12 protein-coding genes are annotated in these 12,926 nt (G+C 66.5%); 3 read left to right on the top strand and 9 right to left on the bottom strand.

All coding sequences use genetic code 11. From position 1 onward, the window contains the following. The first annotated feature begins 4 nt into the window (after nt 1-4). From Q8Q77_RS09925 to Q8Q77_RS09935, 3 genes are all read left to right on the top strand, one after another. Complete coding sequence (locus tag Q8Q77_RS09925) at nt 5-697, top strand: TorF family putative porin (RefSeq protein WP_305583409.1); 693 nt, start codon at nt 5-7, stop codon at nt 695-697. A 210-nt stretch (nt 698-907) separates the two neighbouring features. Then, on the top strand, nt 908-2,848 hold the full coding sequence (locus Q8Q77_RS09930; protein ID WP_305583410.1) for a nucleoside-diphosphate sugar epimerase/dehydratase: 1,941 nt from the start codon (nt 908-910) through the stop codon (nt 2,846-2,848). A gap of 31 nt (nt 2,849-2,879) precedes the next feature. Further along, a complete protein-coding gene (locus Q8Q77_RS09935; RefSeq protein WP_305583411.1) occupies nt 2,880-3,902 on the top strand; it encodes an NAD-dependent epimerase in 1,023 nt (340 codons plus the stop codon). A gap of 9 nt (nt 3,903-3,911) precedes the next feature. Here Q8Q77_RS09935 and Q8Q77_RS09940 read toward each other — a convergent pair whose 3' ends face one another. From Q8Q77_RS09940 to Q8Q77_RS09980, 9 genes are all read right to left on the bottom strand, one after another. Beyond that, complete coding sequence (locus Q8Q77_RS09940) at nt 3,912-4,238, bottom strand: hypothetical protein (RefSeq protein ID WP_305583412.1); 327 nt, start codon at nt 4,236-4,238, stop codon at nt 3,912-3,914. A 149-nt stretch (nt 4,239-4,387) separates the two neighbouring features. After that, the gene (locus Q8Q77_RS09945; protein ID WP_305583413.1) at nt 4,388-5,551 is read right to left on the bottom strand and encodes an AGE family epimerase/isomerase; all 1,164 of its coding nucleotides are present in this window, start codon (nt 5,549-5,551) and stop codon (nt 4,388-4,390) included. Between the two features lie 131 nt (nt 5,552-5,682). After that, a complete protein-coding gene (gene epsI / locus Q8Q77_RS09950) occupies nt 5,683-6,384 on the bottom strand; it encodes an exosortase-associated protein EpsI, V-type (protein WP_305583414.1) in 702 nt (233 codons plus the stop codon). After that, nucleotides 6,381-7,196 (bottom strand): exosortase V, encoded by an 816-nt coding sequence (gene xrtV / locus Q8Q77_RS09955; RefSeq protein ID WP_305583415.1) that lies wholly within the window; start codon nt 7,194-7,196, stop codon nt 6,381-6,383. Before xrtV ends, epsI begins: the two co-directional genes overlap by 4 nt. 63 nt (nt 7,197-7,259) lie before the next feature. After that, a complete protein-coding gene (locus Q8Q77_RS09960) occupies nt 7,260-7,985 on the bottom strand; it encodes a CpsD/CapB family tyrosine-protein kinase (protein WP_305583416.1) in 726 nt (241 codons plus the stop codon). Beyond that, a complete protein-coding gene (locus Q8Q77_RS09965; protein ID WP_305583417.1) occupies nt 7,982-9,349 on the bottom strand; it encodes a hypothetical protein in 1,368 nt (455 codons plus the stop codon). Before Q8Q77_RS09965 ends, Q8Q77_RS09960 begins: the two co-directional genes overlap by 4 nt. A gap of 26 nt (nt 9,350-9,375) precedes the next feature. Then, nucleotides 9,376-10,227, bottom strand: a complete 852-nt coding sequence (locus tag Q8Q77_RS09970; RefSeq protein WP_305583418.1) for a polysaccharide biosynthesis/export family protein — start codon at nt 10,225-10,227, stop codon at nt 9,376-9,378. Between the two features lie 18 nt (nt 10,228-10,245). Further along, a complete protein-coding gene (locus Q8Q77_RS09975) occupies nt 10,246-11,388 on the bottom strand; it encodes a hypothetical protein (RefSeq protein WP_305583419.1) in 1,143 nt (380 codons plus the stop codon). A 322-nt stretch (nt 11,389-11,710) separates the two neighbouring features. Next, nucleotides 11,711-12,926 (bottom strand): calcium-binding protein (locus Q8Q77_RS09980; protein ID WP_371130439.1); only part of this gene is annotated, 1,216 nt, incomplete at its 5' end.

A 12,926-nucleotide genomic window follows, 5' to 3' on the forward strand; every position in this document is an offset into this window, starting at 1 on the left:
CAAAATGAAACTGATTAAAACGACGCTTCTCGCCGCCGTAGCCTCCGTCGCCATGAGCGGCGCGGCCCTGGCGCAAGAGGGCGTGTTCGACTTCTCGTACAATGTCGGCGTCGCGACGGACTACGTGTTCCGCGGCGTGAGCCAGACCGACGAGAACGGCCAGTTGTTCGCGGGCGTCGACACCACGCTCTGGGGCATCGGCTACGCCGGCGCGTGGATTTCGAACGTCGACTTCGGCGGCAGCACCGACGGCGAGCTGGACCTCTATGCCGGCGTCAAGCCGAAGGTTGGCCCGGTCCAACTGGACATCGGCGTCATCTATTACGGCTACCTGAACCAGTCATCGGGCGCTGACGAGGACTACACCGAGTTCAAGATCGCCGGCTCCGTGCCGGCTGGTCCGGCCACCGTGGGCGCGGCCTTCTACTATTCCGACGACTTCTTCGGCGGGACGGGCGAGGCGACCTATTTCGAGGTGAACGGCTCGGTGCCGGTCGCCGAGAAGGTCACCCTCTCGGGCGCCATCGGCCAGCAGAACGTGGTCGGCCCGTTCGACTACACCACCTGGAACCTGGGCGCCGGCTACGCCATCAACGACACCGTGGGCCTGGACCTGCGCTACCACGACACCGACGAAGACTCGTTCGGCGAAATCTACGAGGGCCGCGTCGTGCTCGGCCTGAAGGTCGTGTTCTAGGCTTTTCAGTAATTTAAGCCTATTAGGAGCCGCCCCGGTCACGGGGCGGCTCTTTTATTTTCCGCGCACACGCGTCAGGCGAAGAAGAGTTCCCCCGACGCACGAAAAATGCTCGGACTGTGGGAGCCAAACATCAGGCCCCGAGTTTCATTGGACGGTCGCGTTCGCGCGTCTATGTTGCGGCAAGAGACGGCGAGCGGAGCGCGACTCATGGAGCAGATGGCCAATCGGGCCCAGACCATCGTCGCGGACACTCTTATCGCTGCCGGGGCCTTCTTCCTGGCCTACATTCTCTCCTCCGCACGTATTCTCGAACTGGGCGTCGCTGGCCTTCCCACGCTGAAACTCCTGCAGCTCGTCGGGATCTATGGCGCGCTCGCCGCGGTGTTCTCGACCATCTTCCGGCGTGAGCTCTCGCCCTGGCGCTACGTGTCGATCCCCGACGCCCTGGTGCTCACCCGAACCGCTTTCCTGACCGCCGGCGTCTTCCTGCTGACCGTGTTCGTGGTCGATCGCGCCGACGGCCTGCCGCGCTCGGCGCTCGCTATGGCGGTGATCTTCCAGATGGTGGGCTGCATGGGCGCGCGGATCGTGCGCCGCGCCCTGCATGAGCATGCGCTGGACTCTTTCGCCCCGCTGAAGACCGTCAAGGACCGCACGCCCCAGGCCCCTTCCCTGCTGCTGATCGGTCCGCCGTCCCTGGCTGACTCCTATCTGCGCGATGTGGCGCGCCGCCACGACCACGCCTGGACCCCGGTCGGCATCGTCGGCTCCGACGCCCGCGACGTGGGTCAGCAGGTGCGCGGCGTCTGCGTGATCGAAAGCCTCGACAACCTCGACGCGGCCATGACCGACCTGCGCCGCTGGAACCGCTACCCCCGCGCCATCCTGTTCCTGGACGAACCCGGTCGCCTGCGCGGCCTGACCGCCGACCAACTCGGCCAGCTCAAGAACGACGGCATCCGCCTGTTGCGCCTGCCTTCCATCGTCGAGCTCGCCCATCAGGACGGCATGGCCCTGCTGCCCATGCGCGAGATTAGCGTCGAGGAGCTGCTGGCCCGCGATCCTATCGAGCTGGACCGCGCCGCGGTCGGGGCACTGATTCGTGGCCGCCGGGTGTTGATCACCGGCGCCGGCGGCTCCATCGGCGCCGAACTCTGCCGTCAGGTGGCCGCCTTCCAGGCCGCCCACGTGACCATGATGGACTTCTCCGAGACCTCGCTGTTCGAGATCGAGCGAGAGATGGCCGAGACCTGGCCTGTGCTGTCGCGCAGCGCTGTGCTCTGCGACGTGCGCAATGCGCGGCGGCTGGAACAGGCCTTCAAGAACGAAAAGCCCCACCTGGTCTTCCACGCCGCGGCCCTCAAACATGTCTCCATGGTCGAACGTCATCCCTGCGAGGGCGTGCTGACCAATGTGGTGGGCACCTGGAACGTGGCCGAGGCTTCCAAATCCTGCGGCGCGGCCCAGATGGTGCTGATCTCCACCGACAAGGCGGTCGACCCGTCCAACGTCATGGGCGCGACCAAGCGCCTGGCCGAGTCGGTGATCCAGGCCCAGCAGGCCGGCCAGGGCACCCGCTTCTGCGCCGTGCGCTTCGGCAATGTCCTCGGCTCGGCGGGCTCCGTCGTGCCGATCTTCAAGTCGCAGATCGATCGCGGCGGGCCGGTGACGGTCACCCACGAGGAGATCGAACGCTTCTTCATGACCATTCCGGAGGCGGCTCAGCTCGTCCTCCACGCCACCGCCACGAGCGCCGAAGGCGAGGAGACCGCCCACGCCCGCCTCTTCCTGCTGGAGATGGGCGAACCCGTGCGGATCATGGACCTGGCGCGCCAGATGATCGCGCTCTCCGGCCGCAGCCCGGGCAAGGACATCGAGATCGAGATCACCGGCCTGCGCCCCGGCGAAAAGCTGACCGAGGCCCTGCTGGACGAGACCGAACGCTCCCTGCCCTGCGCGCCGAAGGTGATGGAGGTGGTCTCCTCCTCGGCCCTGCGCATCACCAGCAACCACCTGGTGGAGATCGAAAGCCTGGCCGAGAAGGGCGACGTCGAAGACGTCCGCCGCGCCCTGTTCGACCTGGTCGGCCAGATCCGCGGCGAGAAGCCCGGCGCCGCCCCCACCCTGCGCGTCGTCGCCAACGGGTGACGCCCGCGCCCAGACGGGTTAAGCGGGCTGCATGGCGCTTATCCTGGTCACCGGCACGGCCGGCTTCATCGGCTCCCATGTCGCCCACCGGCTGCTTGACCGCGGCGACACGGTGGTCGGCCTGGACAACCTCAACACCTACTACGACCCCATCCTGAAGCACGCCCGCCTGGCGCGCCTGGAGGCGCGCGAAGGCTACCGCCACGCCGCCATCGACCTGGCGGACCGCGAGGCCGTCGCGGCCCTGTTCGCCGACACCAGGCCGCAGGGCGTCATCAATCTCGCCGCCCAGGCAGGGGTCCGCTACAGCCTGGAAAAGCCGCAGGCCTATGTCGACTCGAACCTGGTGGGCTTCGGCAACGTGCTGGAGGGATGCCGGGCCGTGCAGCCCAGCCACCTGGTCTTCGCCTCGACCAGCACGGTCTACGGCGCCAACGGCAACTTCCCATCGTCGGTCCACGACCCGGTGCATCACCCGATCACACTCTATTCAGCGACCAAGCTCGCCAACGAGGCCATGGCCCACGCCTACGCCCACCTGTTCGGCGTGCCGGCGACGGGTCTGCGCTTCTTCACGGTCTACGGACCCTGGGGGCGTCCGGACATGGCGCTGTTCAAGTTCACCGAGGCGATCATCGCCGGACGCCCGATCGACGTCTATGGCGAGGGCCGCATGCAGCGGGACTTCACCTATGTCGACGATATCGTCACCGGCGTCGTCGCCGCCCTCGACCGGCCGGCCGCTCCGGATCCGGCGTGGGACGCCCGGGTTCCCGACCCCGCCACCAGCGGCGTCGCACCCTGGCGAGTGCTCAACCTGGGCAACAACCGCTGCGTGGAGCTGATGCGCTACATCGAGGTCCTGGAAGAGAAACTCGGCCGCAAGGCCCAGCTCAACATGCTGCCCATGCAGCCCGGCGACGTGACGCGCACGGAAGCCGACATCGAAGAGACCGAGCGGGTCCTCGACTATGCACCACAAACCCGGATCGAGACCGGCGTGGCCCGGTTCGTCGACTGGTATCTCGACTACTACCGCGTCGGCGCGAACTAGCTCGCGGCGTCAGGCGCCCTCGACCTCGACCTCGACCTCGACCTCGCGGAACCAACACTCGTCGTCCTTGCAATAGAGGATCCTGACGCCCTCGCCCTCGTCGGCCAGCAGGGTGTGGGCGCCATACCAAGCGCAGTCCTCTTCGCCGTCGGGATCGAGGTCGATGGCGTCGTCGCCCAGTTCCAGGAACAGCCGGGCGATGTTCTCCGGCGAGGCAAATATCTGTCTGATTTCAAAGCCGTCGGCGACCAGCTCCGCCAGCATCCTGTCCAAGACGTCCGACAGTCGGCGGGCGGATTCAGTATCTTCGGATCCGGTCTCGGAAGGCGCCAGCATGATCTCGACTCAATCATTGCTGGCGAGCTGGCCAGCGAATGCTCAGGACGATCCCCGAATTCGCCGACGACGACAATCGAGAAAACCGCAAGCGCTCCGATAGATCTCGGAGTCTCAGGTCGGCGGAGCGCTTCGGGTGAAGGGGGCGTCTAGCGTCCGGTCGCCTTGAACAGCTCAAGGCAGGCGCCGAGGATATGGTAGAACGAAGTGGCCGGCGCGGGCTCCTCGACGAAGGTCCCGTCCGCCCGCAGCTTGTCGCGCCAGGCGCCGGGCGTCGGGGTCTCCAGGTAACGCCGCAGCACCTGGGCCGCCGCGAGGGATGCGATCTCCCCGTCGAACAGCAGGGTCGCCTTCAGGTGTTCGGTCTGCGGCCACAGGCGCGCGGTGGGGTCTCGCGGGCTGAAGTCGTCCCAGAGCTCATTCACCGCCACGCCGCGCGCGGGATCGACGCCGCGCCGGCCGGCTGCATAGAGCCCCAGCGCCGCCTTCGCGGCCCGCGAGTCGCCGCGCCGCTTGGCGTGGCGGTCCATCAGCCAGGCCCATTCGAACTGGTGGCCGGGCTCGACCAGCCGCCCGTCCTCGCCGTCGGCCAGCCGCCACTCGGCGTCGAAGAACTCCCGCAGGAAACCGCCTTCGGGGTCGATGAAGACGCTCAGGGCCATCTCGACGATCTCGTCGACCATCACCTCCCACTCGCCGCCGCCCAGCTCGGCCCAGGCCATGGCGCCTTCCAGCAGGTGCATGTGGGCGTTGGCCTGGAAGGGGTGGGCGATGTTCTCGCGATAGCCGCCGGCGGGATGGCGCATGGCCTCAAGACCCTGGCGGACACCGCGCGCCACCTGCGCCAGTTCACCGCCCCGCGGATCGGCCTGGTGCAGGGTGGCCGTGCCCAGCAGGGCGAAGGCCTGGTCGTACAGCATGGCCGTGTCGTCCAGCACTGCGCCGTCCAGTCCCACCAGCGTGCGGAACAGGCCGTCGGGCCGCGCGAACCGGTCGAGGAAGAAGTCCATCCCGTGCCAGGCGGCCTCGCGCCACGGCCCGTCCCAGCCCAACACGCCGGCCGTGGCGTAGACGAAGGCCTGGCGACCCTGGACCCGAGCGCGCCGCGGCGCCGGGCGCGGCTGGCCCTCGATGCTCAGGCCCTCGAAGAAACCGCCCCGCTGGCGGTCGGCGCCGGCGTCCCACCACAGCGGCAGGGCCTGCGTCCGCAGCCAGCGATCATACCAATCGGCCGCCTGGGCCAGGTTCGCGAACCCGTCGCCCCCCGCCCGCGAACCCGTGTCCGCGCGCCTGATCGCCGAATCGATAGCCAAAACGCCTAACCTCGCCACTGGAGCGTCCCTCGATAGCGCTCCCGAAGCCGCACGTCACACAACTTCCGCCACCCGGCCCGCGCGTTTCATCGCAGGCCCGAGCCCTGGGTTTGGACGGAGGCGCCGGGAGCCTAGACGCCGGCCAGGCGCATCACCTTGGCGGGGTTGGTGCCGATCAGCGCACGGCGGCTGTCGGCCGCGACGGCGGACAGCATGGTGGGGATGAAGCGGTCGAGAACGGCGAAGGCTTCATCGGCGTCGTCGTGCACGATCGAGCTGCGGACCAGCACGCCGTCGGGGATCAGCCCCTTGAACGAGGTCCTCAGCAGGATCTCTCTCTGGTCCGTATTATTCGTGGGCAGGGCTTCGCCCACCCGGGTCCAATAGACCACGTTCTCCTGACGATCGCCGGCGACGGCGACGAGACGCACGACCGGCAGCGCCGCGCCGCCTGGAAGCTGGACAGTCGACGCCTTCTTCGAACGGATGGCGAAGCCCAGGGCCGGATAGCAGACCTCTGGCCTGTGGATCTGCAGGAGGTCGCTCTGCAGCCCCCCATAGGCGATGAGCAGCATGACGTCGGCGCCGTCCGCATCGCCCTTGTAGGTGCGCTGGACGACCTCGTCATAGAGCTCGGCGGCCAGGCCTTCGGTCTTCGGCTTGACCATGCCTTCCGAGATCTCGGCCGACCATCCGGGGATGGTCACCGGCACGATGGCCTCCATCTTCGCCGATCCGAGCAGCGAGAGCCGCTTGCGCGGCTTGAGCCCATAGGCGAGCGCGCCCGCCCCGAAACAGGCCCCGGCGATCAACAGGTTCCTGCGCGTGCTCATGCCGGCTGCCCCTTGGCGCGCGGCCAGAAGCGCGAGGCCAGGTGGTCGATGACAAACACCAGGCTCAGCGACGTGGCGAACAGCACCAGGCCGGCCGCCTGGTGGAGGAAGCCCTGCGCCACCGCATCGCCGAAGAAGTAGGTAAGCAGCACCAGGATCACGATCCGCACGATATTGGCCGCCACGGCGATCGGGATGACGAAGCAGGCCAGGAATAGCGAGTAGCGCCAGGAGGCGTTCCTCAGGAGATAGATATAGAACAGGCTGATCGCCACCAGGCCGGTCAGGGAATTCATCCCGGAACACGCGTCCTCGACCAGCAGCTGGTAGCTGCCGATCACCAGCGTGACCCCCTCGCGGGAGATCGGCAGGCCGAAGAACTGCAACCCGTCGGTCGCCACCCATGAAGCGAACAGCTTCAGCGGCGCAGTGAGGTCGTCCATCAGCCAGCCCGGCGGCGGGATGAGGAAGGCCAGGTAGAAGATCGGGAACCAGTTCTTGAACAGGGCCTTGAGGCCAAACTCGGAGTGCAGCATCGAGACGAAGGCGCCGTACAGACCCGCCACCTCGAGGCTGATGAAGCCATAGGCCCGCCCGAACACGTACATGGGAAGCGCCAGCAGGAAGCCGAGCGTCGTCAGCCAGGGCGAACCCTCGGTCGCCGCCTCCTGAAACTCGCCCCGCGCGCGCCAGAAGAGCCAGGCCGCGGTCCCGAGCACCAGCGGGCCATGCGCGCCGGAGTCACGCGACCATTCCTGGTCTCCCAGCGTGATGATCGTCGGAACGGCGAGAACGCCCAGCCCCAGGGCCAAGGCCCAGAACCTCCAATGAGGGAGGGCCCCCGGAGCCGCGATGCCGGATACTGCGACCACTGATCAGGCCTCTCTTAGGACCGTTCCGATGACCCGCGCCCCATCCTGCTGCAGCTGCGAGATCAGGGTCCCGATATCGGTGATCCGGCTCTCATGCTGCCGGGCGACAACCACGCTGTAGCCCACGACACTGCTCACTCGACGCGCGTCCGCGCAGCTCATGGCGGGAGGGGTGTCGATGATGGTCATCTGAAAATCGCGCAGGCAGTGATCCATGAGGGTCTTGAATCGTTCGCCGGCCAGCAGTTCCTGAGGGTTGCCCGGAATTCCGCCCGAATACATGACCGAGAGACTGGGCAGGACATCCTGCTGAATGAACTCGTTGAAGGCGCCATCTTCCGCCGCCAAGCATTGGCGCAGACCCGGCAGAGGCTGGCTGGGCCGGATGTAGTTCTCCAGGCTTGGGCTGCGTAAGTCGCCATCGATCAACAGCGTGGTCACGCCGACCTGTGAAAGGGCCACAGCCAGGTTGGCGGCGAGGAACGAGCAGCCCGCCCCGGGACTGACCGCACAGACCGAGAGCGCTCGGCGCCCCTGGTCCACATGCTGGGCCATGATGTGCGTGCGAAGCACGCGAATGGATTCCGCCTGGGCTTTGGCCGGCTCGGAGATCGTCACAAGCGTGTTGGCCAGGTCGAAGGTCGGAGGCTGATCGGCCGCGGACCGTGGCGCTTCGGCCGGCGTCGCCGGCCGGACCTCTTCTGGCGGCTTCAGGACGGGCTGGTTCACGCTCGCAACGCTCTCTTTCTGGTCGGCAACTTGACGCTGCCCGCCAGGCCGCGCCGCGCGGCCCTGGGACGCCTCGCGGCCGCCTCCGGCTTCACGACGGCCAGCAGGGGCACGTCGAACGCCGCTTCCATGTCTTCGACACTGCGCACCCGGCGCCCAAAGAGCTCCAACAGCAGCGCAACCATCAATCCCATTCCAAAGCCCAAGCCGGCCGCGCCGCCCAGGATCAGCGGGACGTTGGGGAAGTTCGGCTTCCGGGGCGTCACCGCGTTCCCCATCGGCGACATGCCCGGATCGGTCACGTTGGCTTCCTGGCGATATTCGGCCGCCCGCGCCATGGCGCGATTGTACTGTTCGCGGCGCAAGTTGACCTCGGACTGGAGCTGGCTGAGCCGCTGGATCTTGTCGCGCTTGGCGATGACGCGCGAGGTCTGCGTCTGAACCGCGCTTTCGATGGCCGCCGCGGCTTGGGCCGCGCCGCTGGCCGCCGCGCCTGCGGCCGCGCGCTGCGCAGCGCGCTCCTGGGCCGCCATCTGCACGAGCGTTGCCCGCCGATTGTTCAGCTCATTCATCTGAGGATGGTTCGGGCCAAGAATCTTGGAGATTTGGCTGATCTGCGCGTCAAGCTGGGTCAGCGCCATCTCGGCGGGCGTCGTCGTCGCAGCGACGGTCGGCTGCGCCATGCTGATCCCGGCGCCCTGGCCGGCCAGGGCGCGAAGCCGGGCTGTGTCCACGTCTGTGTTGTCGGACTGCATTATGATGCCGTTGGCGCGCTCATAGTCGGTCTTGGCCTGGTCGGCGGCGACCAGTTGTTCGCGCAGCTTGTCGGCCTGCTGGCTGAACCACTCCGCGTTGCGGTTCGCCTCCTGGCGCCGAGTTTCGAGAACCGATTCAAGATAGGCCGACCGAAGGGCTTCGGCGATCGCGCGCGCCTGCTCGGGGCTGGCGGAGCGGTAGCCGATCTCGATGAAATTGGTGGCGGGCACCTGGCTGACGGTGGTTCCGTCTATGATTCGCTGCGCCAGCCACCGGCGCATGTCGCTGCTGGCCCCCGAAGCCTGGTATTGAGACATCAGGCCGGGATCGTTCATCCAGCCCAGTTGATCGACAACCTTCCCGGCGACCCCGTAATCCCTGATCAGCTCCGCCTGCGTCTTGATGTAAACGCCGGCCGTGCGGCTGCCGATCACCTCGCCGGTCACCGGATCGGGCTTCAACAGGTTGAGCATGACCCGGGCGCTGGTCTGATAGCTCGGCGCGACGATCAGGACGACGATCATGGCCCCGACGAACGAGGAGATCGTCGTGACCAGCGGCAACCACTTGTGGGCCCAGAATATTCGCAGGAATTGGGTAATCGACATGTCACACCTTTGGCGGAGACCGCCGCTTAGAACAGCCGTTCTTTAACGACGAGCACGTCTTCCGGCTCGACCTTGGCGCTCGGGTCCAACTTTAGCTTCTTGCCGGCGCGCGTCACCTCGATCTTCTTCCCGTTACCCGACTCCGTGAGGCCGCCGCTCCGCGCGATGGCCTGGCCGATAGTCATGCCCGGCGCGATTGGAAAGGTGCCCGGCGCGCGCACCTGGCCTGAAATGTAGAAGATGTCCGCGAGCGGCGCGTAGATCTTGTCGCCGGCCTGAACGAACGGGTCCTTGCTCGCGTCACCCGTCGCCAGGTCCCGGATGAAGTAGCGCTGTTCGGGCCCGCTTTCCGGACGGACCACGAGGTATTCCGCGGCGGCCCCGGTCACCCCTCCCACTCGGGCGAGAATCTCGGACATCCGATAGGCGCGGTTGATGGGCACTAGGCCCGGCGCGCCCACGGCCCCCAGGACGGTCACGTAGCGGCTGGCGAAGGACACGACTTCGACGTTCACGACGGGATTGGCATAGAAGCCGCCATCCTTCAGGAGCTTGGCCAGCTGGTCGCCCAGCTGCCGTGGCGTCTGGCCGGCAACCTGGACCTTGCCCAACAGATTCAGCTGGATGGTGCCATCAGTATAGACCTTGGTGCGCGCGCGGTCGGGAAGTCCGACAACCTCGACCTCGATGACATCTTCCGGTCCGACGATGTATTCGTCATCCGCCGCGGGCGCCGCCTTCGCGGTCGACTGCGCTCCGGTCAACGGGACGACGGGCGGCGCCACAGCGGCAGGTGTCTGGGCGCCCGCCGAGGCGGGCAGAATCCCAACCAGGCAGAGCGCCATCGCGAATTTGATCAAGGTCGTACGGATTTGCATCACCAGTTCTCGTCAGACTCAGAAGCTTACGCTCGTTGTCAGCCCCACACGTGTCGCTGAATAGTCAAACAGAGGATCGTTAGCGTCGTATTTAGTATGAGAGGCGTCCAGCACGAAAGAGAGGCGGTCGCTCTGTTGGAAACGAAGTCCGGTGTTCCACTCGTCCGAGCGCGATTTCGCCAGAGACGGGACCGCGGCGAACAAGGAGCCTCTCGACGTATTGTCGCGACGACGGACACCAAGGGAATAGGTGAACCGGGTGCCGAGCTTATAACTCGCGTTCAGCGCGACGCCTTCCCGCAGGCTGTATAGGCGACCGACCTGGACCGAGGGCTTGACGCTACGGTCCCAGAGCAGTCCCAAGGACAGCCTGGATGTCGGTTGATAGTCGACCTGCACCGCGTAGTTCAGGCCTGAATAGTTGCTGCCGGCGCCTGCCACGGCGGACGTCGAATTCACTTCGGTCTGGGACGCCGACACCGACCCCTTGAGCCTCGAACCAACCTTCCGGGAATAGGACGCGCCGATGCTCTCGACCTCGTAGCCCGAGGTCGTCGCCGGCACGAGGGCGTTGGAATATTCGGTCTCTGCATGGCTGATGAAGACCTGAGCCTCGCCAAGCGTCGAGCGCCGGTAAACCAGGCCCGCGCTCACGGATTGGGTTTCATAGTCGACAGTGTCGGCGGCGCCGCTGGATTCGCCCCAAATCTGCCCGGCGCCGAGCGAGACGCCGAGGCCGGCTGTCAGTCCGCAAACCGTCTGCAGGTTGACGCCTGTGGTGTCCTGAATGGCCTTTGGATTCGGGATCGCCAGATCCTCGAGATCGCGCTGTCGGCGCGAGAAGGACGCCACGGCCGAGCCTTGGCATGGCCCCACCCGGGTGCCGAATCCGCCCTGGATATCGGCGACCTCGCGATTCAGGTCGGTGTTCTTGTCGTAGATCCGATAGCCGACGCTGCCGCGCGCGAACACAGAGCTGCGGCCGATCGGCTGGGTCCAGTCGATGCTGGCCGAGGGCGTCAGGATAGTGTCCTCGCGCTCAACGCCCCGCGTCAGCGCGAACGCCTCGCTGCTTCGCGCCACGTTGGTGTCCCGCAGCACGCCAAGACTAAGGTTTCCGCTGAAATTTCTCGTGACCTGCGCCGCGGCCGGGACCGCCAAGGCGCTGGATCCGATGAGTATAGCGAAGGCAAGGGCCCTCTTCGCCATGTGATGTGCCCCCCAATGAACCCGCATACAGGATCGCGGTCTGAAGCTAACTGACAGATAACGCCAATCCATGGAAGGCGCATTGGAGACCGCACAGTGCGCAGCCAATGGGGATGTCTTCTGCATGCGGCGTGCCACCGGGCCGTGTCCTCCGCAAACAGGGATGAAATACGAATGCGGCGTCGTGAAGGCTCGCGCATATGAAAAACCCGCCGGCGACCGCCGGCGGGTTTCCATCTGTTCGTGATCGGCGCCCTGGGGGCGCGCCGCGCGCCTAGCCGTTGATGATGAAGCTGGTGCCGGTGGACTGCAGTTCGTGGGCGTCGACGCCGGTCAGGCGGATCGAGTTTCCGGTGTCGAACTGGATCAGGGTATCCGTGCCCAGGTCGGTGATCGTGAACTTCACGCCGGCCTTGGCGTAGGCCGAATAGTCGATCAGTTCGCGCGCGCCGCTGGCGCCGAAGTCGGTGATCACGTCGTTGCCGCTGCCGCGGCCGAAGATGAACCGGTCCGCGCCGTCCCCGCCGGTGAGCACGTCGGCGCCGGCGTCGCCGAGCAGCGCGTCGGCCCCGGCGCCGCCATTGATCGTGTCGTTGCCAGCGCCGCCGGACAGGCGATTGCCGCCCACGTTTCCGGTGATCTCGTTGTTCAGCGTGTTGCCGACCACGCCGGACCCGCCCTTGTTGGTCAGGATCGCGTTTTCGACGTTGGCGCTCATGGTGATGCCGTTCATCGACTTGACGGTGTCGATCCCGGCGCCGGCGGCCTCCACGACGCTCGCGTTCGCGTTGACGATGTAGGTGTCGTCGCCCGCGCCGCCTTCCAGCAGATCGGTGCCGCCCCGGCTGTCGAGCGTGTCGTTGCCCGCGCCGCCGACGAGGTGGTTGCTGCCGTCATTGCCGGTGATGAAGTTGTTCAGTCCATTGCCGACGCCGTCGATGTTGGCGGTTCCGGTCAGGATCAGGTCTTCGACGTTCGCCGACAGCGTGAAGGAGACCGAGGACTTCACCAGGTCCTGGCCAGCCCCGGCCAGCTCGGTGATGACGGTGGTGGTCGTGCTGACCACATAGACATCGTCGCCCGCGCCGCCGGCCAGGGTGGTCGAGCCGTCGGTGTCCGTCAGGGTGTCGGAGCCCGGACTGCCGGACTTCGTTCCGACCGTCGGGGTCGTGGTGGGCGTGCTCGTGGAGGTGTCGTCGACGGGCGCCGAGACGCTGGTGTCGTAGAGTTCCGCGGCGATGCTGTAGGGGTGATTTTCCATCCAGAGACTGAGGATCGCCAACCCGCCGTCGGTCGGAACTGCGATCCGGATGTTGCCGGTGTCGGTGGTCATCTGGACGATGTCCACACGGATATAATCGGTGGCCTGGTTGTTCGTGAGGGTGACGTCGACGGTGTCTTTTAGGGCGATGCGGGCCTTCATGTCGGCGAAGCCGGCGACAATGTTGTCGCTGATGATCAGGCCGTCGGCGCCGTTGACGGAGATGCCG

This window comes from Phenylobacterium sp., from assembly GCF_030698145.1.
Taxonomy (GTDB): domain Bacteria; phylum Pseudomonadota; class Alphaproteobacteria; order Caulobacterales; family Caulobacteraceae; genus Phenylobacterium.